Annotated in this window: 21 protein-coding genes; 11 read left to right on the top strand and 10 right to left on the bottom strand. The window is 69.2% G+C overall.

Annotated elements, in window-relative coordinates; all coding sequences use genetic code 11:
* Positions 1–104: 104 nt before the first annotated feature.
* From ACLJPX_RS36110 to ACLJPX_RS36095, 4 genes are all read left to right on the top strand, one after another.
* The gene (locus ACLJPX_RS36110; RefSeq protein ID WP_101611281.1) at positions 105–950 is read left to right on the top strand and encodes a lysozyme; all 846 of its coding nucleotides are present in this window, start codon (positions 105–107) and stop codon (positions 948–950) included.
* A 186-nt stretch (positions 951–1,136) separates the two neighbouring features.
* Positions 1,137–2,006 (top strand): Twin-arginine translocation protein TatA, encoded by an 870-nt coding sequence (locus tag ACLJPX_RS36105; protein ID WP_410604833.1) that lies wholly within the window; start codon positions 1,137–1,139, stop codon positions 2,004–2,006.
* A 4-nt stretch (positions 2,007–2,010) separates the two neighbouring features.
* A complete protein-coding gene (locus ACLJPX_RS36100; RefSeq protein ID WP_410604832.1) occupies positions 2,011–3,117 on the top strand; it encodes a pentapeptide repeat-containing protein in 1,107 nt (368 codons plus the stop codon).
* Positions 3,114–3,959, top strand: coding sequence for a hypothetical protein (locus ACLJPX_RS36095; RefSeq protein WP_410604831.1), 846 nt, complete (start codon positions 3,114–3,116; stop codon positions 3,957–3,959). Before ACLJPX_RS36100 ends, ACLJPX_RS36095 begins: the two co-directional genes overlap by 4 nt.
* Positions 3,960–4,033: 74 nt before the next feature.
* On the opposite strand, the gene purL is transcribed toward ACLJPX_RS36095, so the two are convergent.
* Positions 4,034–6,319, bottom strand: a complete 2,286-nt coding sequence (purL, locus tag ACLJPX_RS36090) for a phosphoribosylformylglycinamidine synthase subunit PurL (RefSeq protein WP_410605068.1) — start codon at positions 6,317–6,319, stop codon at positions 4,034–4,036.
* A 119-nt stretch (positions 6,320–6,438) separates the two neighbouring features.
* Between purL and ACLJPX_RS36085 the strand changes: the two genes are divergently transcribed.
* Positions 6,439–8,064 (top strand): ABC transporter ATP-binding protein, encoded by a 1,626-nt coding sequence (locus ACLJPX_RS36085; protein ID WP_410604830.1) that lies wholly within the window; start codon positions 6,439–6,441, stop codon positions 8,062–8,064.
* The gene (locus tag ACLJPX_RS36080) at positions 8,061–9,788 is read left to right on the top strand and encodes an ABC transporter ATP-binding protein (RefSeq protein ID WP_410604829.1); all 1,728 of its coding nucleotides are present in this window, start codon (positions 8,061–8,063) and stop codon (positions 9,786–9,788) included. The genes ACLJPX_RS36085 and ACLJPX_RS36080 overlap by 4 nt, the downstream gene beginning before the upstream one ends.
* A gap of 62 nt (positions 9,789–9,850) precedes the next feature.
* Here the strand turns inward: ACLJPX_RS36080 and purQ are convergent, their stop codons facing one another.
* Together purQ and purS are read right to left on the bottom strand one after the other, a co-directional pair.
* Entirely contained in the window at positions 9,851–10,528 is a 678-nt protein-coding gene (gene purQ / locus ACLJPX_RS36075; protein WP_410604828.1) for a phosphoribosylformylglycinamidine synthase subunit PurQ, read from the bottom strand.
* On the bottom strand, positions 10,525–10,764 hold the full coding sequence (purS, locus tag ACLJPX_RS36070; protein WP_101611287.1) for a phosphoribosylformylglycinamidine synthase subunit PurS: 240 nt from the start codon (positions 10,762–10,764) through the stop codon (positions 10,525–10,527). The genes purQ and purS overlap by 4 nt, the downstream gene beginning before the upstream one ends.
* 66 nt (positions 10,765–10,830) lie before the next feature.
* Here purS and ACLJPX_RS36065 point away from each other — a divergent pair, with 66 nt between their 5' ends.
* Together ACLJPX_RS36065 and ACLJPX_RS36060 are read left to right on the top strand one after the other, a co-directional pair.
* Positions 10,831–11,604 (top strand): hypothetical protein, encoded by a 774-nt coding sequence (locus ACLJPX_RS36065; protein ID WP_410604827.1) that lies wholly within the window; start codon positions 10,831–10,833, stop codon positions 11,602–11,604.
* Between the two features lie 105 nt (positions 11,605–11,709).
* Complete coding sequence (locus ACLJPX_RS36060) at positions 11,710–13,290, top strand: GMC family oxidoreductase (protein WP_410604826.1); 1,581 nt, start codon at positions 11,710–11,712, stop codon at positions 13,288–13,290.
* A 107-nt stretch (positions 13,291–13,397) separates the two neighbouring features.
* Here ACLJPX_RS36060 and ACLJPX_RS36055 read toward each other — a convergent pair whose 3' ends face one another.
* Together ACLJPX_RS36055 and ACLJPX_RS36050 are read right to left on the bottom strand one after the other, a co-directional pair.
* Positions 13,398–14,900, bottom strand: coding sequence for an aldehyde dehydrogenase family protein (locus ACLJPX_RS36055; protein WP_410604825.1), 1,503 nt, complete (start codon positions 14,898–14,900; stop codon positions 13,398–13,400).
* A 33-nt stretch (positions 14,901–14,933) separates the two neighbouring features.
* Entirely contained in the window at positions 14,934–16,073 is a 1,140-nt protein-coding gene (locus ACLJPX_RS36050; protein ID WP_410604824.1) for an MFS transporter, read from the bottom strand.
* Positions 16,074–16,135: 62 nt separating this feature from the next.
* Between ACLJPX_RS36050 and ACLJPX_RS36045 the strand changes: the two genes are divergently transcribed.
* Positions 16,136–17,080 (top strand): DUF5937 family protein, encoded by a 945-nt coding sequence (locus tag ACLJPX_RS36045; RefSeq protein WP_410604823.1) that lies wholly within the window; start codon positions 16,136–16,138, stop codon positions 17,078–17,080.
* 33 nt (positions 17,081–17,113) lie between these two features.
* On the top strand, positions 17,114–17,749 hold the full coding sequence (locus tag ACLJPX_RS36040) for an MBL fold metallo-hydrolase (RefSeq protein WP_101611293.1): 636 nt from the start codon (positions 17,114–17,116) through the stop codon (positions 17,747–17,749).
* Here the strand turns inward: ACLJPX_RS36040 and ACLJPX_RS36035 are convergent.
* The 4 genes from ACLJPX_RS36035 to ACLJPX_RS36020 all read right to left on the bottom strand — a co-directional run bounded on the left by ACLJPX_RS36035 (position 17,739) and on the right by ACLJPX_RS36020 (position 21,380).
* Complete coding sequence (locus ACLJPX_RS36035) at positions 17,739–18,896, bottom strand: DUF418 domain-containing protein (protein WP_410604822.1); 1,158 nt, start codon at positions 18,894–18,896, stop codon at positions 17,739–17,741. The genes ACLJPX_RS36040 and ACLJPX_RS36035 overlap by 11 nt on opposite strands.
* 79 nt (positions 18,897–18,975) lie before the next feature.
* Positions 18,976–19,722, bottom strand: coding sequence for a TetR/AcrR family transcriptional regulator (locus ACLJPX_RS36030; protein WP_410604821.1), 747 nt, complete (start codon positions 19,720–19,722; stop codon positions 18,976–18,978).
* Positions 19,719–20,435 (bottom strand): DUF2334 domain-containing protein, encoded by a 717-nt coding sequence (locus tag ACLJPX_RS36025; protein ID WP_410604820.1) that lies wholly within the window; start codon positions 20,433–20,435, stop codon positions 19,719–19,721. The genes ACLJPX_RS36030 and ACLJPX_RS36025 overlap by 4 nt, the downstream gene beginning before the upstream one ends.
* Before the next feature lie 63 nt (positions 20,436–20,498).
* A complete protein-coding gene (locus ACLJPX_RS36020; RefSeq protein ID WP_410604819.1) occupies positions 20,499–21,380 on the bottom strand; it encodes a phosphoribosylaminoimidazolesuccinocarboxamide synthase in 882 nt (293 codons plus the stop codon).
* A 35-nt stretch (positions 21,381–21,415) separates the two neighbouring features.
* Between ACLJPX_RS36020 and ACLJPX_RS36015 the strand changes: the two genes are divergently transcribed.
* Positions 21,416–22,222: an S-adenosyl-l-methionine hydroxide adenosyltransferase family protein gene (locus ACLJPX_RS36015; protein ID WP_101611297.1), complete on the top strand. Its 807-nt coding sequence runs from the start codon at positions 21,416–21,418 to the stop codon at positions 22,220–22,222.
* Here the strand turns inward: ACLJPX_RS36015 and ACLJPX_RS36010 are convergent.
* The gene (locus ACLJPX_RS36010; protein ID WP_410604818.1) at positions 22,105–22,992 is read right to left on the bottom strand and encodes an MOSC domain-containing protein; all 888 of its coding nucleotides are present in this window, start codon (positions 22,990–22,992) and stop codon (positions 22,105–22,107) included. The two genes, ACLJPX_RS36015 and ACLJPX_RS36010, sit on opposite strands and share 118 nt — an antisense overlap.
* Between the last annotated feature and the right edge of the window lie 7 nt (positions 22,993–22,999).

The raw sequence follows: 22,999 nt of genomic DNA, 5'->3' as shown, positions 1-22,999 counted from the left end.
CGGAAGTTAGTGACAAACCCGGCACTCGTCGTCAACAATCGTGCCCGGACGGCTACCTGCAGTTAGTCGTCCTCAGCGAGGGTTATCCGTGAAGGGATTGTCGTATGCGCACTTCCCGAAGAGTCACCATCGCCGTCGGTTCCGCGCTGCTCCTGCTCAGCAGCACGGTCCAGGCGTCGGCCGCCCCGTCCCCGGAGATCATGTCGATCGAACAGGATCTCGTGCAGAACGACCACACGATCGGATCGCAGATCCGGCGGGTCGAGGGCGACACCTCCACCCCGGAATCCAAGGAGAAGGCGGCCCGGCCGCAGCCTGAAGCCGGTGTGCTCGCGACCGTCGCGGGGATGGACGTCGCCAGCTACCAGCAGAACGTCGACTGGGCCTACTGGTGGGGTCAGGGCAAGCGCTTCGTGTGGACGAAGGCCACCGAGGGCACGAGCTACAAGAACCCGTACTTCGCCCAGCAGTACAACGGTTCCTACGGCCAGGGCTTCATCCGCGGCGCGTACCACTTCGCCCTGCCCAACGTCTCCGGCGGCGCGGCGCAGGCCGACTTCTTCGTCAACAACGGCGGGGGCTGGTCCAAGGACGGCAAGACGCTGCCGGGCGCGCTGGACATGGAGTACAACCCGTACGGCGCCACCTGTTACGGCCTGAGCCAGGCGTCCATGGGGGCATGGATCCGGGCGTTCCACGACCGCTACCAGCAGCGCACCGGTCGCTGGCCCGTCATCTACACCTCGACGAGCTGGTGGAACACCTGTGTCGGCACGTCGCAGAACTTCGGTGGCACGGTCCCGCTGTGGGTCGCGCGGTACGCGTCCACCGTGGGCGCCCTTCCCAACGGCTGGGGCTTCTACACCGTGTGGCAGTACACCTCGAGCCCGCTCGACCAGAACACCTTCAACGGCGCCTACGACCGCTTGCAGGCACTGGCCAACGGCTGAGCTGCGCATTTCGTGAACAACCGGCTCCCGGCTCACTCGTCCCGAAGGACGAGCGGGCCGGGAGCCGCTTTCCCACGCGAGGTACCTTTCCGAGCAGAAACCCCTGGCACGGGCGGATCCGGAACCAGCGCTGACCGCCGGCCGTCTGATCTCCAGCCTCAGGCCCCAGCACGGAAGGCGTGACCGATGACCTACCCACCCCAGCCAGGCCAGCCCTACGGCCAGGATCCCCAGGGACAGCAGCCTCAACAGGGTGGCTGGGACCAGACCCAGCAGTACGGTCAGCCTCAGCAGTACGGGCAGCAGCAGGGTTGGGACCAGACCCAGCAGTACCAGCAGCAGCCTCAGCAGGGTTGGGACCCGAACGCGCAGCAGCCTCAACAGGGCTGGGACCAGACCCAGCAGTACCAGCAGCCCCAGCAGGGCTGGGACCCGAACGCCCAGCAGCAGGGCTGGGACCCGAACAACCCGGGCTACCCGCAGGGTTACGGCGGCCCGCCCGCGCCGCCGTCGAAGAGCAAGACCGGGCTGATCATCGGGATCGTGATCGGCTTGGTCGTGCTGATCGCCTTCGGTGTCACCGGCTTCCTCGCGCCGGGCTTCCTGCTCAGCAAGGATGACGGCAACAACACGGCCGCGCCGCCGCCCGCTTCGTCGTCGAGCAAGGCGCCGACTTCCGCGCCGAAGAGCAGCCCGAAGTCGAGCTCGCCCAAGAGCAGCCCGAAGAGCACCGAAAGCGGGGGCACGGGTTCCGAGGGCAACCCGAAGGGCGTCCAGAACCTCAAGGACTTCCTGGCCAAGGTGAGCGCCGGGGACAAGGCGGGCGCGCTGTCGCTGGTCTGCGCGGACATGAAGGCGACCATGGGCGACTCGATCGACATCATGGCCCCGGCGCCGTCGCAGCTGGAAGTCACCTCGACCGCGGGCATCGGCGACGGTTTCATCACCGGTGACATCGAGGGCACGGTCAAGGGCAAGAAGGTGAGCGGGTCGGGGATCTCTTCGGACGACAACCCGGACAAGTCCTTCTGTGTCCGCAACTTCTTCGTATTCTGAGCGAATGAAGCGGTTGCTCCGCTCCCCGTTGCTCTGGACGTTCGTCGTCTCCCTCGTGCTGCTGCTCGCCGTCGGCGGCTGGTTGCTGACCGATCCGGCGACCAGCCGCAGCGAGGCGCTGAAAACCGGCGGCATCGCCGGTGGCGCCATCGTCGCGCTCTACGCCTTGTGGCTCAACGACCGGCGGCGCCGGGTCGAGGAGCGACGGCAGGAGATCGAGCGGCAGCGGCAGGAACTCGAACTGCGGCGGGCCGACCAGGACCGGGACCGGATCTCCGACGAACGGTTCGCGAAGGCCGTCGAACTGCTCGGGCACGACGCCGACCAGGTCCGGGTGGGGGCCCTGCACGCACTGGCCGGGCTGGCCCGCGGGCGGGCGATCTACAAGCAGACCGTGCTGGACATCCTGTGCTCGTACCTGCGGCGGCCGTTCGAGCATCCGCGGTACGAAACGGCGAAGCGGCAAGGGAACACACCTCCCGAAGAAGGAAGCGTGGAGCAGGACCAAGAACTCCAGGTCCGGCAGACCGCTCAGCGGCTCATCGGGGAACTGCTCCCGGCCGCGGATTCCGAGGGCACGCCGGGGTACGACCTCGACCTGACCGGGGCGGTGCTGGAGTACTTCGACCTTTCGGAACGGAAGATCGGCAAACTCCTGCTGCGCTACGGGGGTTTGTACAGCAGCACCAACCTGTCCGGCTGCGTGTTCCTCGGGCCGGTGTACCTGACCGGAGCGGGGACGGCCAAGAAGAAGCTGATCGGCTTCTTCCGCTGCGACAAAGCCCGGTTCGAGCAGCGGGCGTGGTTCAGCGGAGTGCAGTTCAGCGAAGACGTCGAGTTCCGCGGCACGGTGTTCGCGGGCGAGGCTTCCTTCAAGGACAGCGTCTTCGCGAAGGACGCCGTCTTCGCCGGAGCCGAGTTCAAGGAGACGCTGGATCTGCGCCGCGCGCGGTTCGAGGGCTACAGCGACCTGAGTTTCCGCGAGCCGCCCGGCACGGTGTCGCTGTACAACACGACGGTGGAACCGGCGAGGGACCACGAACTCCCGGCGGGCTGGACCGTCGAGACCCTGCCTGACGGCCGTGCCCGGCTGACAGTGAAGGACTCATGAAACGTCTGCTCAGGTCACCGCTTTTGTGGACGTTGCTGTCTTCGGTCGCGGTGCTGGTCGGGGTCACCGCCTGGCTGCTCATGGATCGTGCGACAAGTCGCGGAGACGCGCTCAAGACCGGTGCACTGGCGGGCGGGGCGATCGCCGCGCTCTACGGGCTCTGGCTCAACGACCGGCGACGGCGTACCGAGGAGGACCGGCACGAGATCGAGCGCAGCCGGATCTCCGACGAGCGCTTCGCCAAGTCGATCGAACTGCTGGGCAACGACGCCGACCAGGTCCGGGTCGGGGCGATGCATTCACTCGCGGGCCTGGCCAGGACGCGGCCGGAGTACCGGCAGACCGTGCTCGACGTGTTGTGCGCCTACCTACGGCGGCCGTTCGACCATCCGAAGTTCCCGAGTGACACCGAGTGGGACAAGGAAAAAGAGGCCGAGGCCGAACGCGAACGGCTGGTCCGGCGCGCGGCCGAACGGCTGATCCGCGACATCCTTCCCCACACCGGGACCACCGGGCCGACGCTTTCGCTCAATCTCAGCGACGCCCGGCTCGACAAGCTGGGACTGCTCGGCAGGCGGGTCGGCTGGTTCGGCGCGGATCGCTGCGAGGTGCTGACGTATCTCGACCTCACCGACACCCAGCTCTCCGGGAAGTTCCTGCTGGAGAACGCGACGATCCACGGTGAGTTCGTGCTCACCCGCTCGAGCTTCGAGCGGAAGGTGTCGCTGGTCAACACGGTCGTCTCGGCGCCTGTCGACTTTAGTGAAGCTACTTTTGTGGAGCCGCCGTCGCTGGAGGGCGCGAAACTCGCGACCGGGTCGGTTCTGCCTAGAGAAAGCTGAAGGACGCTTTCCCCTCATGTGATGGGAGGAAAGCGTCCTTCGCCGCGTCCTACGCGGGGAAAGGCCCCTTCAGCTCAGTTGAAGAGCGCCGGGAGGGTCTTCTCCCAGGTCTCCCGAAGCTCGTCCAGGGTGAACTCGGTGATGTCCTGGAGTTCGAGCGAGCCCGACTCCGGGTCCACCACACCGGTCTTGCGCCACGGCAGGCCGCGCGCGGTCAGCATCTCGGTGAACCGCAGTTCCTCGGTGCGCGGCACGGCGACCAGCACCCGGCCCGCGGACTCGGAGAACAGCTGCACGAACGGGTCCTGCTCCGAGTCGAGGAAGACGCGGGCGCCGCACTGTCCGATGAGGACGGTCTCGACGAGCGTCTGGATCAGGCCGCCGTCGGAGACGTCGTGCGCGGCGGAGATCATGCCGTCGCGGGAACCGGCGATGAGGATGTCGGCGAGCAGCTTCTCGCGCGCCAGATCCACGCGAGGCGGGCGTCCGCCGAGGTGGCCGTGCAGTTCGCGCGCCCAGGCGGAACCGTCCAGCTCGTCGTGGGTCTCGCCCAGCAGCAGCAGGGTTTCCCCGGCCTCGGCGCCGATGCCGGTCGGGATGCGGCGGGTGACGTCGTCGATCACGCCGAGCACGCCGACCACCGGCGTCGGCAGGATGGCCACGTCACCGGTCTGGTTGAAGAAGCTGACGTTGCCGCCGGTGACCGGGATACCGAGTTCGACACAGCCGTCGGCAAGCCCGTGCACGGCCCGCTCGAACTGCCACATCACGCCCGGGTCGGTCGGCGCGCCGAAGTTCAGGCAGTCCGACACCGCGACCGGCTTCGCGCCGCTGGTGGCGACGTTGCGGTACGCCTCGGCCAGCGCGAGCTTCGCACCCTCGTACGGGTCGAGGAAGACGAACTTGCTGTTGCAGTCGGTCGAGACGGCGACGCCGCGGCCGGTCGACTCGTCGATCCGGATGACGCCGGAGTCCGACGGCTGCGCGGACACGGTGTTACCGCGCACGTAGCGGTCGTACTGGGAGGTCACCCATTCCTTCGACGCCTGGTTCGGCGACGAGATCAGCTTGAGGATGTCGGCGCGCAGTTCGTCCGGATCCGACGGTCGCGGCAGCTTCGCCGAGGTGTCGGCCTGCAGGGCGTCCTGTGTGGACGGACGCTGGATCGGGCGGTCGTACACCGGGCCCTGGTGCGCCACGGTGTGCGCCGGGACGTCGACGACGATCTCGTCGTCCCAGGTGATGACCAGGTGCTCGCCGTCGGTGACCTCGCCGATGTCGGTGGCGATGACGTCCCACTTCTCGCAGACCTTCATGAACGCCTCGACGTTCTCCGGCGAGACGACCGCGCACATGCGCTCCTGCGACTCGCTGGACAGCACCTCCGCCGGGGTCATCCCGGTGGCGCGCAAGGGAACCCGGTCGAGGTAGATGTGCATGCCGCCGTCACCGGCGGCCGCCAGCTCCGAGGTCGCGCAGGAGAGCCCGGCGCCGCCGAGGTCCTGGATGCCGACGACGAGCTTCTGCGCGAACAGTTCGAGACAGCACTCGATGAGCACCTTCTCGGTGAACGGGTCGCCGACCTGGACGCTGGGCAGCTTCTTGCGGCCGCCCGAGGATTCGTCGCCGGAGAACGTGTCACTCGCCAGCACGGACACGCCGCCGATGCCGTCGAGGCCGGTGCGCGCGCCGAACAGGATGATCTTGTTGCCCTTGCCGGAGGCGAAGGCCAGGTGCAGGTCCTCGACGCGCATCGCGCCGACGCACAGGGCGTTGACCAACGGGTTGCCGGAGTAGCTCGGGTCGAACACGAGCTCGCCGCCGATGTTCGGCAGGCCGAGGCAGTTGCCGTAGCCGCCGACGCCGGCGACCACACCGGGCAGCACGCGGCGCGTGTCGGGCGCGTCGGCCGGGCCGAACCGCAGCGCGTCGGCCACGGCCAGCGGGCGCGCGCCCATCGCCATGATGTCGCGCACGATGCCGCCGACGCCGGTCGCGGCGCCCTGGTACGGCTCCACGTAGGACGGGTGGTTGTGGCTCTCGACCTTGAAGGTGACCGCCCAGCCCTCGCCGATGTCGACGACGCCGGCGTTCTCGCCGATGCCGGCGAGCATCTTCTCCTTCATCTCGGGAGTGGCCGTCTCACCGAAGTAGCGCAGGTGCTTCTTCGAGGACTTGTACGAGCAGTGCTCGCTCCACATCACCGAGTACATCGCCAGTTCGGCGTCGGTCGGACGGCGGCCGAGGATCTCCCGGATCCGGGCGTACTCGTCGTCGGCGAGGCCGAGCTCGACGTACGGCTGGGTCTGCTCCGGAGTTGCCTCGGCGCGTGCGGTGGTGTCGACGTCGGTGCTGGTCACGGTGTCCACATCAGGGTTCGCCACGGCCGCCAGAATAAGGGAGAGGGTTGTTCACCGTGCGGTCGCCCACGCATAAATCGGTCGCGCCGATGGTGGTGATCCGCTTACCGTCGATAATCGTGCTTTCCGCCACATACCCCCTTCCGCGACTACGCCTGCCCGCCAAGCCGACGGCCTGGCGGTACCTCGTCAGGATGATGCTCGCGCGCCCGGGACTGCTCGCCGTCTCGGCGATCAGCGGTGCGCTCTGGTCGCTGCCGATCGCGCTGCTGCCGGTCGCGATCGGCCGGGGCATCGACGCGATCGGCCGCGGTGACTCGGCCGACGTCTGGCAGTGGGGGCTCGCGGCCGCCGGGCTCGGGATCGCGCAGACACTCGCGGGAACGGTGCAGCACTTCGCGTCCTACGGCTGCTGGATCCACGGCGCCGGGGTCACCCAGCGGCTCGCCACCGAACACGCGGCGAAGCTGGGCGTGAACCTGCGGGACACGACCACCACCGGTGACGTGGTCGCGATCACCACCAGCGACATCAACCCGATCGGCGACTCCTTCGAAGTACTCGGCCGGGCCTTCGGTTCGCTGATCGCGTTCATCGTGTGCGCGACGGCGCTGCTGACGACGTCCCCGCTGCTCGGGCTGGTCGCGCTGGTCGGTGTGCCGCTGGCGGTGGTGGGCATCGGCCCGCTGCTGAAGCCGCTGGAGAAGCGCCAGACGAAACAGCGCGAGGAGAAGACCGACGTCAACGCGCTGGCCGCGGACATCGTCTCCGGCCTGCGGATCCTTCGCGGCGTCGGCGGTGAGAAGCAGTTCCTCGACCGCTTCCGCCGCTCCAGTCAGCGGGTCCGGGCGGCCGGTGTCCAGGTCGGCCGCAGCGAGGCGTGGCTTTCGGCGGCGGAGGTCGCGCTGCCGGGCCTGGTCACGGTGGTCATCACCTGGCTGGGCGCGCAGCTGGCGATCAACGGCACCATCGGCGTCGGCGAACTGATCACGTTCTACGGCGTCTCGGTGTTCCTGGTGATCCCGGTGACGACGGCGACCGAGTTCGCGGGAGTGCTGAGCGCCGCGCTGGTTTCGGCGCGCAAGGTGTGCAAACTGCTGACCACCGAACGCACGCTCGCCGAACCGGAGGCGCCGGTCCCGCTGCCGGAAGGCCTGCTGGACCTGTACGACGGGACGTCCGGGATCAAGGCCGAGGCCGGGAAGCTGACCGTCATCGACGTCGGCGCCGATGCCGAGGCGGTGGCTTCGCGGATGGCGCGGTTCACCGATCCGAGTGAACCTGCCCTGGTCGGCGGGGTCCCGGTGGATCAGGTCGCCCTCGGCGAACTGCGGCGGCGGGTGGTCTACGCGCACAACCAGGACATCTGGTTCTCCGGGGTGCTGCGCGAGCAGGTCGCCCCCGCGGAGCCTGGCGACGTCGAGATCACCGAAGCGCTGTACGCGGCGGACGCCGACGACATCGTGGAGGCGCTGCCCAACGGCGTCGACGAGGTCATCGGCGAACGCGGACGCGAGGTTTCCGGCGGTCAGCGGCAACGGCTGAACCTGGCCCGCGCGCTGGCGACCGACGCCGACGTCCTGCTGCTCGACGAGCCGACCTCGGCCGTCGACGCGCATACCGAAGCTCGCATAACCGAACGCGTCGCGAAGCTGCGGCGCGGCAAGACCACCGTCGTGTTCAGCCAGAGTCCATTGTGGACTCATGTGGCCGATGTGGTCGTGAGTACGAAAGTGCCCGCATGAAGAAGCTCCCGCTGGCAGACAAGAAAGACGTCCGACGCTGGATCAAAGAGACCGCGCGGGCCAACAAGCGCGAGTTCTCCGTGATGCTCGGCCTGTTCTGTGTCGCGACCGCGATCGGGCTGGCCGGGCCGCAACTGCTGGGTTCGCTGGTGGACGAGGTCGTCGAAGGCACGACGACCACCACGATCACCTGGCTCGCGGTCGCGTTCGTGGTCGTACTGGGCGCGCAGGCGTGGTTCAAGGGCCTGGCGCGGCTGCGCGCGCGGGTGTTCGGTGAGCGGATCCTGGCGCGCAACCGCGAGGAGTTCGTCGGGAACGCGCTGAACCTGCCGCTGGGCACGGTCGAAGCGGCGGGTACCGGTGACCTGCTCAGCCGGGCGACCACCGACGTCAGCCGCATCGACCACGCGGTGCGGTTCGGCGCGCCGGAGATCCTGATCGCCGCGGTCACGGTGGTGTTCACGGTGGTGGCGATGGTGATCACGTCGCCGTTCCTGGCGCTGGGCCTGCTGATCGCGCTGCCGCTGCTGGTACCGGTGAACATCTGGTACCAGCGACGGGTGCCGGACGTGATGCGGCGGATGCTGGACCGCTGGTCCGAGCTGCAGTCGACCACGCACGAGACCGCGGAGGGCGCGCGGACGGCCGAGGCGCTGAACCTGACCGGCCGCCGGGTGAAGAGCGGGCACGACGGTCTCGACGAGGCGATGCTGGGCGAGCGCAAGATCCGGGCGCTGCAGATGTGGTGGATCCCGTCGCTGGAGATCAGCTACGTGCTGCCGGTGCCGGTGATGCTCGGGCTGGGCCTGCTCGCCTACTCGAACGGCTGGGAGGGGCTCGGCACGATCACCGCGATGCTGCTGTATTCGCAGGTCATGACGGGTCCGCTGAACGAAGCGCTGTTCTGGCTCGCGGACATGCAGGTCGCCGGGGCCTCGCTGCGACGGCTGCTGGGGGTCCGGCCGTCTTCCTCGGCGGCTTCGGTTTCGGAACCTCCGCGCGGTCAGGACATCGAGGTCCGCGACGTGCGCTTCGGCTACAACGCGGACCGCGAGGTACTGCACGGGATCGACCTGCGGGTGCCCGCAGGTGAACGGCTGGCGATCGTCGGACCGTCGGGCGCGGGCAAGTCGACGCTGGGACGGCTGCTGGCCGGGATGTCGGCGCCGACGTCGGGTTCGGTGCGGATCGGCGGGGCCGAAGTGTCGACGCTGCCGGACGACGTCCTGCGCGGTGAGGTCCTGCTGCTGACCCAGGAGCACCACGTGTTCGCGGGAACGCTGCGGGACAACCTCACGCTGCCCGCCGGTGACTGGTCCGACGAGCGGCTGCTGGCCGCGCTGGCCTCGGTCGGCGCGGCGGAGTGGGTGGCCGGGCTGCCGGACGGGCTGGACACGAAGGTCGGGGCCGGGGCGGTCGCCGTCCCGGCGGCGATGGCGCAGCAGCTGGCGCTGGCGCGGGTGGTCCTGGCCGACCCGCACACCCTGGTGCTGGACGAGGCGACGTCGCTGCTGGACACGGGTTCGGCGCGGGAACTGGAGCGGTCGCTGAGCGCGGTGCTCGAGGGGCGCACGGTGATCGCGATCGCGCACCGCCTGCACACCGCGGCCGCGGCGGACCGGGTCGCCGTCATCGAGGGCGGCAAGGTGACCGAACTGGGTTCGCACTCGGAGCTTTTGGCGGCGGATGGGCCTTACGCGGCTCTGGTGGCCGCTGCCTCCTGAAGTGCTATGAAAGGCCCGTTACTTGCAAATTTTGCAAGTAACGGGCCTTTCATAGCACGCGCTCAGGCGGAAACCAGGGCGTCCACGGCGCTGTAGAACATGCCGAGGCCGTCATCGGAGGGCCCGGTGAGAGCGTCGATGGCGTGCTCCGGATGCGGCATGAGCCCGACCACGCGGCCGTTCTCGCTGCGGATCCCGGCGATGTCGTTGCGCGAGCCGTTCGGGTTGCCGCCGGCGTAGCGGAACACGACGCGGCCTTCGCCCTCCAGCTCGTCGAGGGTGGCCTGCTCGGCGACGAAGCAGCCGTCGATGTTCTTCATCGGGATGAGGATCTCGGCGTCCTTGTCGTACCGGGTGGTCCACGCGGTGTCGTTGTTCTCGACACGCAGCCACTGGTCACGGCAGATGAAGTGCAGGCCCGCGTTGCGGATCATCGCGCCCGGCAGCAGCCCGGCCTCGCACAGGATCTGGAAGCCGTTGCAGATGCCCAGCACCGGCATGCCCTGGTGGGCGGCGTCGATCACCGACGACATCACCGGCGCGAACCGCGCGATGACGCCGGCGCGCAGGTAGTCGCCGTAGGAGAAGCCACCCGGGATGACGACCGCGTCGACACCCTTGAGGTCCTCGTCGGCGTGCCACAGCGGGACGGCTTCGGCGTCGGCGTAGCGGACCGCGCGGGCCGCGTCACCGTCGTCGAGCGTGCCCGGGAAGGTGATGACCCCGATCCGCGCGCTCACGCGTCGACCCGCTTGATGGTCCACTGCTCGATGACGGGGTTCGCGAGGAAACCTTCGGCGATCTTTTCGAGTGTCGCATCGTCGACGGAGTCGTCGACCTCGATCTCGAAGTGCTTGCCCTGGCGGATCTCAACGATCCCCGTGAAGCCGAGACGACCGGACGCGCCGAGCGCGGCCTGCCCCTGCGGGTCGAGGATTTCGGGCTTGGGCATGACGTCGACGACGACTCGGGCCACGGCAGGCTGCTCCTTATTCACGCAGGTCGTGGGTACCGCCCGAGCCTACTTCACTACGGTTGCCGCATGACCTACGGGCAGTACGCGCCGCCGAAGAAGCCGAAGACCTGGCTCTGGATCACCCTCGTGCTGGTCTTCGTCCTGATCGCGGGAGGTGTCGCGTTCACCGGCTTCGTGACGCCGGGGTTCTTCAAGTCGAAGGCCGACACCACGTCACGCGCGACGCCCGAGCAGCTCAGCCAGTCGTTCGTGAACGGCGTCAACGAAGAACGGGTCAGCCAGCTCTGGTGCGCTATCCGGTCGAAGCGGTCTTACGCCTTCGAGCAGGCCATGGCCACCGCCGCGGGCGCACAGCTCAGCACGCCCGCGCACCAGCGTGCGGCACAGGAGTACTCGGCCGCGTTCACCTCCGCCGGCCTGGCCGTCGGGATCGCGATGATCCCCGGCGAAGGCGGCTGGTGCGTGCGCGACGCCAAGGTCGGCGGCGAGCCCGAGCCCCTGCCGGGCATCGAAACGCGGCCGTCGCCGCGCCCCGACGTCAAGACCGGGGAGGAGGCGGGGACCAAGTTCGTCGACGCGATCAACGCCCGTGACATCCCGGCCGCGTTGTCCGTGCTGTGCGACAAGGTGCCCGACACCACCCGCGACGGCGTTCAGCAGGTCATCCACGGTGAGGCGAGCTACACCGTCGACAAGGCCGACGTGCTGACCACCGCCGAGCAGACGATCCTGCACCTCTCCGGTCTCATCGACGGTGTGCAGGGCCCGGGGCGGATCGAGACCGAGGACGGCGCCGAAGGCGGCCCCTGCGTGACCTCTTTTTCACCCGACTCCGACTGAGCGCGCCTCAATCCTTCGACTGGGGGATGCTCGGAGCGCGGCGCTGGGCCAAGATGAGCCCATTGGCGGGGCGCCAACACCGGGTGAGCAGCAGCAGGAGGCACCGTGGCCGATCAGGACTCCTTCGACTACGTCATCGTCGGCGCGGGCAGCGCGGGATGCGTACTGGCGAACCGGCTGAGCGAGGATCCGTCAGCACGGGTGCTCCTGCTCGAGGCGGGCGGCGAGGACGACGCCGACGAGATCCACATCCCCGCCGCGTTCCCCGGCCTGTTCAAGACGAAGTGGGACTGGAACTACGAGACGGTCGAGCAGAAGCACACCGGCAAGACCCTGTACTGGCCGCGAGGGAAGACGCTCGGCGGCTGCTCGTCGATCAACGCGATGATCTACATCCGCGGCAACCGCGCGGACTACGACGGCTGGCGTGACGGGCACGGCGCCGAGGGCTGGGGTTTCGACGACGTCCTGCCGTACTTCAAACGGGCGGAGGGGAACCAGCGGCTCGGCGGGCCGCTGCACGGCACCGATGGGCCGCTGAACGTCGAGGACCGCCGCTTCACCCACGAGCTTTCCCACGCCTGGGTGGATTCCGCGGTCGCGTGGGGTCTCAAACGCACTGACGACTTCAACGGCGAGTCGCAGGAAGGCGCCGGCGTCTACCAGGTGACCTGCAAGAAGGGCCGCCGATGGTCGACGGCCGACGCGTACCTGCGGCCCGCTTTGACCCGCCCGAACCTCACCGTGCGAACCCACGCGCAGGCGACCCGCATCGTCTTCGAGGGCACGCGCGCGGTCGGTGTGTCCTATTTGGACAAAGGCGTGGAGACCACGGTGCGCGCGTCCGCCGAGGTCCTGCTCAGCGGCGGCGCGGTGAACTCGCCGCAGCTGCTGATGCTGTCCGGCGTCGGCCCGGCGGAACACCTGCGGGAGCACGGGATCGACGTCGTGGCCGCCCTTCCCGGCGTCGGCGAGAACCTGCACGACCACCCGGCCTGCGGGATCATCTGGTCGACCCGCGGCACCACCGATCTGGTGGACGCGGCGACGCCGGGCGGCCTGGTGCGCTACCAGCTCACCAAACGCGGCCCGCTGACCTCGAACATCGGCGAAGCGGGCGCGTTCTTCCCCGCCGCGGACGGCGCTTCGCCGCCGGACATGCAGATCCACGTCGCGCCGACGTTGTTCTACGACAACGGGATGCGCGAGCCGACGGTGCCGGGCTTCACGTCGGCGGCGACCCTGGTCGACGTCGCGAGCCGGGGCCGCCTGCGGCTGAAGTCGTCGAATCCGTTGTGGAAGCCCGAAATCGACCCGGCGTACTACGCCGAATCCGTGGACATGGAGAAGATGCTGGCCGGGATGCGGGCTCTGGTGGAGATCGGGAAGTCCGGTCCGCTGGCGCGTTACCTGGACAAGCCGTTCCTGCCGGAGCGCCACGACCTGAGCGACACCGAACTTGCCGACTACGTGCGCGAGAAGACGCAGACGCTCTATCACCCGGTGGGCACCTGCTCGATGGGGACGGGCGAGAACGCCGTCGTCGACCCGTCGCTGAAGGTGCGCGGGGTGGACGGGCTGCGGGTGGTGGACGCGTCGGTGATGCCCGTGGTGCCGCGCGGGAACACGAACGCGCCGACGATCATGGTCGCGGAGAAGGCGGCGGACCTCATCCGGGGCGCTTGACGGTCCCTTTCACGCTCCCGGGAATGCTATGAAAGGCCCGTTACTTGCAAAATTTGCAAGTAACGGGCCTTTCATAGCGCGCGCTGGGGGGGTGACGAACGGGAGGCTCAGCGCTTCCCGTGCAGGACGGTGATCAGCTTCGCCACCAGGGCGTCGGTCTTTTCCTTGCGGGAGAACGAGGTCAGCACGATCGGCGCGGTGAACCGCTGCCGCGCGACGGCCTTCGGCCTGGCGAACTCGCGCAGGCCTTCCGGGCCGTGGATCCGGCCGAAGCCCGAGTCGCCGACGCCACCGAAGGGCAGCGAAGCGATACCGGCGAAGGAAAGCGGCGCGTTGATCGACGTCATGCCGGTGCGCAGGCGGGCGGCCAGTTCGAGGCCGCGCGACTTCGAGAACACCGTCGAACCGAGTCCGTACTTCGTGTCGTTGGCCTTCTCGACGGCCTCGTCCATGTCGCGGACCTTGGCGATGGTGACGGTCGGGCCGAACGTCTCCTCCTGGACCGCCGAGGAGTCTTCCGGCACGTCGACGAGCACTGTCGGCTGCACGTAGCGGTCTCCGACCGCGTCGACGCCGCCGACCAGCGCCTTGCCGCCGCGTTCGATGGCGTCCGCGATGTGGCGCTTGATCACCGCGAGCTGCGAAGGCATCGTCACCGGGCCGTACTGCGCGGCCTCGTCCGAACCGGCCCGCACGTCCTTCGCCTTCTCGACGACCTTCGCGACGAACTCGTCGTGCACGCGCTCGTGGACGTACACGCGCTCGACGCCGATGCAGGTCTGGCCCGAGTTGGAGAACGCGCCCCAGACGGTCGCGTCAGCGGCGGCTTCGAGGTCGGCGTCCGCGTCGACCAGGACGGCGTCCTTGCCGCCGGCCTCGATGATCACCGGCGTCAGGGTCTCGGCGGCCGCGGCCATGATCTTCTTGCCTGTGCCGGTCGAGCCGGTGAAGGCGATCTTGTCGACTCCTGTGCTGACGAGCGACGCGCCGGTCTCGCCGAAGCCGGTGATCAGCTGCAGCACCGGCCACTCCGGGACGACCTCGGCGAAGGCGTCGACCAGCCATTTCCCGACGCCCGGCGTGTACTCGCTCGGCTTGAAGACGACGGTGTTGCCGGCTGCGAGGGCGTAGGCGATGGAGCCCAGCGGGGTGAAGACGGGGTAGTTCCAGGGGCCGATCACGCCCACGACGCCGAGCGGCTGGTACTCGACCGTCGCCGCCTGGTTCGACATCATCAGCCCGGCAGCGCGGCGCTGCTTGCCGAGGATCTTGCGCGCGTTCTTGCCCGCCCACGCGATGTGCTCGATGGCGAGGACGCTCTCCAGCTGCGCGTCGGCGAGCGGCTTGCCGGTTTCGTCGCGCACGACCTGGCACAGCTGCGGCAGCCGCCGGGTGATGACGCCCTTCCAGCGGCGCAGCCGCTCCGCGCGCCCGTCGTAACCGAGCCCGGCCCACCACTCGGCGGCGTCCCTCGCACGGGCGACGGCGGCGCGGACGTCCTCCCTGCTGTGCACCGGGTAGGTGCCGACGACCTCGTCGGTCGCCGGGCTGAGGGAATCGAAGGTCTCCCCCACGCTGTGCGCGGTCGGCTTCGGCTGGACTGCGGTCATCGACTTCTCCCGTGTCTCGGCTCAAAGCCCAGGCTACGACGTTACTGACGGCGTGCCAATAGCTCTGGGGTGTGCCACCAGCATTCCACAGGAGACAAGGGCCGCGAGGACACCGAGCAGCGGGCACAGCCACACCGGCAGCACCCCGATCGCCAGCGAACCCAGCCCGAACCCCGAAGCCTGCACGGTGAAAGCCAGCGAGAAGCCCTCCGCCCGGCGTCGCTCCGGCAGGAGTTTCTGCAGGTTGACCGACGAAACGGCCATCAGCGGGCCGGTGCAGAGCCCGATCAGCGCGACCCCGCCGAGCAGCCCGGCCCATCCGAAGCCCGCCGACACCACGATCCCGCCGAGCACGAAGCCCGCCAGGAACAGCCGGGGATCGCCGACCTTCCCCCGCGCCGCGTAGAGCGCGCTCCCGGTGATGCTGGCGGCGCACAGCACGACGATGACGATCGCCGTCGTCGAATCGGGGGCGCCGAGGCGCTGCACGAGCGGCAGCAGGCCCACTTCGATGGTCGACAGCAGCAGTCCGACGGTGAACAGCCCCATCAGCCAGGGCACGCAGGCGGCGATCGGGATCGGCTGGCGCTCGACCGTCCTTTGTGGATCACGAGAAGCGGTTCGCCGTGGCACGAACAGGGCCGCGAGCAGCGCGACGACAGCCATCGCGAGCACCGGGACGGCCGGACCGGACGTCGCCAGGAGCGCCACCAGCAGCGGCCCTCCGACGATGACGCCTTCGAGGATCATCGCGTCGACCGAAACGGCGCGAGGCAGTTCCTCCTCGGTCACCGTTCCGGCGAGCAGCGTCCGGAAGCCGCCGTTCAGCCCGCCCGCGACCAGGCCCGGCGGGATCGCCAGCGCGAGCAGCACCAGGTCCGGGGCGCCCGCGGACGCGACCGCGGCCAGCAGGAACAGTCCCGCGGCGACCAGCGACAGCATCACGACGAGACCCCGCGCGGGTCCGACGCGGTCGAGCAGCCGTCCGGTCGGCACGGCGCCTGCCATTTCGGCGGCGACGAAAACGGCCATCATGATCCCGCCGAGCCGGTACGAACCGGTCGTCGCGGTGGTCAGCACGGTGAAGGCCAGCGGCGCCATCGTGGCGGGCAGCCGGTTCAGCTGCACCCCCGCCGACCAGCGCCAATACCCGGAATTGCGGAGCAAGGTCATAGCAGGAGACCTTGCCGGACGCGGCCTGGCAAGAACCATTGATTAGGGCATAGCCTAATCAGATGATCGAGCTGGTCCTGACCGCCGAGAGCGCCAACCGCGTCCGCTTCGGCATCTCCCCGCTCGACGAGACCATGGGCGCGATGCAGACCCTGCTCGGACGGCGCGGGCATCCGAGTCACCTGCCGTGGCTGCGCGAGGCCGCCGCGAAACTGCCGGACCTGCCCATCGACGACTTCGCCAAGGTGATGAGCGCGCGGCACTACATCACCGACTTCCTCAGCCCGCCGCCGAGCGGGCCGGAGACCACCGCGTCGGCCCAGCTCGCCGAAATCCGCCGCACGCCGCCGGAGCAGGTCGCGCGCGAACTGTCCAAAGTGGACGCCGACCTGAGCGGGCTCCCCGACGACCCGGCCGAGGCCAGGGATCTGCTGGCCGCCCAGATGGAGATCGCCTGGACCGAACTGGTCGAACCGCACTGGCCGCGGATGCGCCGGTTCCTGGTCGCCGACATCGAGGAACGCTCGCGACGGCTGGCCGCGGGCGGCGTCGCGCTGGTGCTGGACGACATCCACCCGCGCGTGCGGCTCGTCGACGACGTCCTGGTGATCGAGATGAAGGAACGCAGCCGCTTCCCTCTCGACCGGCGGGGACTCCTGCTGATCCCCGGCGTCTTCGCCTGGCCGTCGGTCGGGGTGATCACGATGGAACCGTGGCAGCCGTCGCTGCTCTACCCGGCGCGCGGTGTCGCCGAACTCTGGTCGGAGCCCGGCCGCCCGTCCGGCGCGCTGGCCGGGGTGCTCGGTCGCACCAAGGCCGCGCTGCTCACGACGCTCAACGAACCCGCGAGCACCACCGAGCTGGCGCGAAGGCTGGACTTCTCCGCGCCGACGGTCTCACAGCACTTGACCGCGATGCGCGCGGCGGGCCTGCTGGACACGCGGCGGCACGGGCGCGAAGTCCGCTATCTGCGCACCGAACTTGGCGACGCCCTCCTCCGGGCATAGGCTGGAAATGACCTACCGCGAAGGAGAACATCGATGCGTATTGTCCACTTTGGACATGCTTGCACCCTTCTGGAGACCGAGGGCGCGCGGATCCTGATCGACCCAGGCACCTTCTCGGTGGGTTTCGAAGGCGAACGCGAGCTGGACGCCATCCTGATCACCCACCAGCATTTCGACCACCTCGACGCGGAGAGGCTGCCCGCGCTGCTGGAGGCGAACCCCGGCGCGCAACTGATCGTCGACCCGGGTTCGGCCGACGCCGTGCGGAAGCTCGGCGCCGAGTTCCAGATCGCGAATCCCGGGGACGCCTTCGGTATCGGCTCCAGCGGCGTCAACGTCGTCGGCGGCGAGCACGCGGTGATCCACGAGGACATCCCGGCGATCCCGAACGTCGGCTACATCGTCGACCACGGCGCCTTCTACCACCCGGGCGACTCGTTCTTCGTGCCCGAGCAGAAGATCGACGTCCTCGGCCTGCCGACCGGCGCGCCCTGGCTCAAGGCGGGCGAAGCGGTCGACTACCTGCGCGCGGTCTCCCCGCGTCTCGCGGTGCCGATCCACGAAGCCGTCCTCGCGCGGCCGCAGATGCACTACGGCCTGTTCGCCAACCTCGCCCCGGAAGGCACCGAGGTCAAGGTCCTCGACGTCGGGGAGCCGGTCAAGCTTTAGCGCGCCGGTAAGCGAGCTTCCGCACCAGGATCTCAGCAGGGCCCCGGTAACCCTTGCGGTGCATCAGGTACGCGACGACGACCGACAGCAGCCACACGCCGAGCCCGCAGGCGGCCGCCACGAACGTCGGATCGCTCGCCTGGCCGCCCAGTCCCAGCATGAACGGGGGCGCCAGGATCAGCCACGCCACCGACTGGAACAGGTAGGCGCTCAGCGTGCGCTGGCCGAGGGCGGAGATCGCGGTGACGACCACGCCTCGCTTCTTGTCGACCGCCATGCCGATGAGGCCGAACAGGCTGATGTAGCCGACGGCGCCGAACAGGCCGCCTCCCTCGTACAGCATCTTGGCGAATCCGGCGGTCTCGGCGTCGAGCTGCAGGTAGTCACCGGCGAAGAGGCCCATCGGCAGCCCGGCCGCGATCGCGACGCCGAATCCGCCGAACACGCCGACGAGGAGAAGGTTCCGATTCGGCTCCTCCAGAATCCGCTTCTTCGCGGCCCACGCGCCGACCCAGACGAAGAGGATCGAAGGCAGCAGGATCGCCGTGATGGCAGGCCATTCCGTGAGGCGCGCACGCAAGGCATCGCCATAGGCCGGCGCCAGGGACGACGTGTCCTCGGGCGACGGGACCGGCGCTCCGCCGGAGTTCCCGGTGAGCACCAGATACATCAGCACGGCGAGGTAGCAGCCGGCGAAACCCAGGTACAGCGCCGGAATTCGATAGAACCCTTTACCGCGTCGCAAGAGCAGCAGGACGAACACGACGCCGATGAGCCCGTACGCGCCGAGCACGTCACCGGAGAAGAACAGCACCCCGTCGACGGCACCGAAGACCAGCAGCCACGCGTGCCGCCGCAGCAGGACGCCGCGCGTCCGCTTCCACGGCTGCCCCAGCGCCTCCTGCCGGTCGGCGAACTGGACCAGCCCGTAGCCGAGCATCATGCCGAACAGCGGCAGCGCGCACGCGTGCACGAACACGAACAGCACCACGAAGTACGGCCGTTCCAGGCCTTCCGGTGTCTGATCGACTCCCGGCGAGTTCCCCAGGAAGATGCTCGCGGTATGCGCCAGCGCGACCAGCAAAAGCGCGAAACCCCTGGCCAGATCCGGTGCGAGCACCCGCTCACTCGTCGGCAACGACTCCATGTTTCCCCCTTCGAACCCCATTAGTATCCAACGTACACTAAAAAGTGTCCGACGGATACTAATGCCGAAGCGGGGCTTGTCAGTTCGCGTCGATGAGAGCGGCGACGCCGTCGAGGACGACGTCGAGGCCGAAGGTGAAGTCCGAGTCCTCGGGCTGCTCAGGCCCGCCGAGTCCGGCGGTCAGGAAGCCCGCCGCGTCGGGGAAGCGCTCCGGGTCGATCAGCTCGGCGAGCCCCTTGCCGTAGGCCTGCTCGGCCTGGGCCTGGCTCAACCCGCTGTCCTTCCGGCCCTCGGCGAGTTGGATGGCCTGCGCGCAGGCGAGGCGGACGTAGCCGCCGATCAGGACCAGGACGCCGCCCTTGGTGCCCCAGTCGAGACCGGTATCGCGCAGCGTGCGCAGGATCGCGTCCATCCAGGCGACCGAATTCGGGCCCGCCGGAGGACCGGAGAGCGGGAGTTCGACGAGCCACGGGTGGCTCATCAGCACCTCGCGGTTGGCCCGGGCCAACCTGGTCAGCCCCGCCCGCCAGCCGCCCGACGGCACCGGCGACGGCGGATCGCCGATCGCGAAGTCCGCCATCAGCTCCAGCAGTTCCGCCTTCGAGCCGATGTGGCGATAGAGCGACATCTTCGTGACGCCCAAGTCGCTCGCCACGTTCGCCAGCGTCACGTTCGCGACGCCTTCGCGATCGGCGAGGGCCACCGCGGCCGCCACGACACTGTCGATGTCGAGCACCGACGGCCTGCCGCGCGTCGGACGCTCCGACCGCCGCCAGAGCCGCATCAGCGTCGCCTGTGCGTCACTCCGGCCGGCCTCGTCGGTCATCCCGTCAATTTAACCCGCGTTCGCGAGAGCGAGCCGTAGGTGGTGCCGAACGCGCGGTTCTCCAGCGAGACGTCGACGGCGTCGAGGAACGCCTGCCGCAGTCCCGGCCGGGCGAGGTCCGCGGCGTCGATGCCGAGCCGCACGAGCCCGCCGCGGCGGGCGGCCCGGGCGGCGGCCAGCACCAGCGCGAAGCACCGGACGGTCTCCGTCCGGTGCGACGGGCCGCCGAACTCCTGCACCCTGGCGCGCTGGACCCGGCCGGACACCAGGTCCCGCACCGAGACCAGGTCCGCGCACAGGGTGAAGCCGTGCTCGCGCAGGGCCTGCACGGTGCCCTCCGACGCGATCCAGCGCGGTGGCGCGAATCCGTCGACGGCCATCCCGGTGGTGTCGAGCGCCGCCTTCGCCGCGATCAGCCGCAGCCTCGCCTCGTGGGCGGGAAGAGCCGCGAACTCGGCGCGTTTGCCCAGGTAGACAGCGCGATGGGTAGGGGTGATCTGGTGGTCGTAGCCGTGAAGGAGGACAGAGTCGCCGCGGGTGCGGCGGGTCCGTACCCACTCGGTCACCGGGCCCTCGCCGGTCCGAGCGGCGTAGAGCACGGACAACGGGACCTTGCGCCTGTCGAGCTCGGCCGCGAGGTCGGCACAGCGGTGCAACGTCCGGGTGGTCACGCCGGACAGGGAAACCAGCAAACGTGCGTCCACGATGCCCATTGGGCCAGACCGGTCTTGCGCCGGACTGACGGCGGAGTAAACGCCGCAGGTCAGCCGGGCGAATCAGGCGGGCCAGTCGTCGAGCGAACAGCCGGTGATGCGTTCGTACGCTTCGATGTACCTCGCCCTGGTGGCGGCGACGATCTCGTCGGGCAACGGTGGCGGCTCCGGTCTCTCGAGGCGGTGCCAGCCCGACAACGGACCGGTGAGCCAGTCGCGCAGCGGCTGCTTGTCGAACGACGGCCGCGGGCGGCCCGGTGTGCAGCCGCCGGCGGTCCAGTAGCGGGACGAGTCCGGGGTGAGGACCTCGTCGGCGAGCACGAGGTTCCCGTCGGGGTCGATGCCGAATTCGAGCTTCGTGTCCGCGAGCAGGATGCCGCGTTCGGCGGCGAACTCGGCCCCGCGGCGATACACCGCCAGGGTCGCCTCGCGGACTTCCTCGGCCCGTTCGCGGCCGAGTTGCCCGACGACGTCGGCGAAGGCGATGTTCTCGTCGTGCGAGCCGTGGTCGGCCTTGGTCGCAGGAGTGAAGATGGGTTCGGGGAGCCGGGAGGATTCGGTCAGACCGGGCGGGAGTTCGACCCCGCAGACGGTGCCGTGCGCGCGATAATCGGCGAGGCCGGTGCCGGTGAGATAGCCGCGGGCGACGGCTTCGAACGGCAGCATCGCCAGCCGTCGCACCAGCAGTGCCCGCCCGCGGACCTCGGCGGGGATGCGTTCGTCGTCGTAGGAGACCAGATGGTTGGGGAGGACATCGGAGAGCTGGGAGAACCAGAACACGCTCATCGCGGTGAGCACCCGACCCTTGTCCGGGATGGGCGTGGTGAAGATGACGTCGTAGGCGGAGATCCGGTCTGAAGTGACGAGCAGCAGATGCTCGTCATCGACGGCGTAAAGCTCACGGACCTTGCCGGCGGCGATCTTCGGGTATTCGAGCGTCGTCACGGCTGCACCCTAGCGATCAAGGATGATGGCTGATCATGCCGATCCACTGCGTTTCGTTCACCACCGACTACGGGCTGAGCGACGGTTTCGTGGCCGCGTGCCACGGGGTGATCGCGCGGATCGCGCCCGCCGTCCGGCTGATCGACGTGACCCACGAGGTGCCTCCGCAGCAGGTCAGGACCGGGGCCGAAGTGCTCGCGCAGACCGCGCCCTTCCTGCCGGAGGCGGTGCACCTCGCCGTCGTCGACCCCGGAGTCGGCACCGCGCGGCGTGGTGTCGTGGTGGTCGCGGAGCGCGGAATCCTCGTCGGGCCCGACAACGGACTTCTGCTCCCGGCGGCGGATGCACTCGGGGGAGTGAAAGCCGCCTTCGAATTGACGGCCCCGGAATACCGCCTTCCGGTGATGTCGTCGACGTTCCACGGTCGCGACATCTTCGCCCCCGCGGCGGCGCATCTCGCGCTCGGCGTCCCGCCCGGCAGTTTCGGCCCCAGCGTCGAAAACCTCGTGCGGCTGCCGGATCCGTTCGTCGCGGTGTTCCCCGGCAAGCTGGTGTCCGAGGTGCTCACGGTCGACCACTTCGGCAACGTCCAGCTCGCCGCGAGCCCCGCCGATCTCGCCTTGTCCGGGCTGTCCGGCACGGTCTCGGTCAGCAGCGAACACGTCCTGGTGAAGGCACTGGTCGGCGACACCTTCGGCACGGTGCCGCCGGGCTGGAACGTGCTCTACACCGATTCCGCGGGACGGCTCGCGGTCGCCGTGAACGGCGGTTCGGCCGCCGACGTGCTCCGGCTGGGGCCAGCCCAGGAGTGCACGATCACCTCGTCGCCGACGGCCAGCTGACCCGGTCCGGTCACCGCCATCTTGATCCCGAACGAGACGCCGCCCTCGGGTTCGCGGCGGTAGTCGGCGAGCGAACGGATCGGCTCCGGACCGGCCTTCTTGCCGGTCTCCTGGTCGACCATCGGCACGGTGCAGCGGATGCAGACCTTGGCGTAACCCAGCTCCAGGCCGCCGATGGTGAGCGAGCGGACTTCGTCCTCTCGATGCGGCTCCGGCCAGCCCGCCACGACGATGTTGGGCCGGAAACGGTCCATCGGCACGGCCTCGGCGCCGCGGGACGCGATCCGCTCGTTCAGACCGTCCAAAGAGGACTCTGAGGTCAGCAGGATCGCGTGCGCGTCGGCGAAGGCCGCGGTGCCCGCGATCTCGCCGTTGGTGACGCGCTCGTGCTCCGGCGAGAGCCCGACGAACACCGACGGCAGGCCGAGGACGTCGGAGAACCACTCGGCGGCCTCGTCGCCCTGGTGGACGCCCTTGCCCTGCCAAGTGAACGTCGCCGCGGGATGCCGCGGCCCGTCCGAGATCACCTCGACCAGCAGATCTTCGGCACCGGGAGCGGCGAGCCGCAGGCGGGCGCCGTCGTCGAGCACCTCGGCCCGGATCGAGGCCATCACCGGATGCTTCCGCTGGCTGCGGAACTCCCCCTCCGGGGACACGACCATCCAGGCACGATCGAACCTCAGGCCCGCCGGGGTGACGTCGGCCGTTTCGACCGACGTCCCCGCGCAGCCTTTGACCGGGTAATAGACCAGCTTCGCCACTCTCGCCATGGCCGCA

It is taken from the genome of Amycolatopsis sp. lyj-90 (assembly GCF_046549035.1).
In the GTDB taxonomy this organism is placed as follows: domain Bacteria; phylum Actinomycetota; class Actinomycetes; order Mycobacteriales; family Pseudonocardiaceae; genus Amycolatopsis.
The sequence above is the reverse complement of the archived record's forward strand: the minus strand, read 5'-3'. Positions and strand labels throughout refer to the sequence as shown.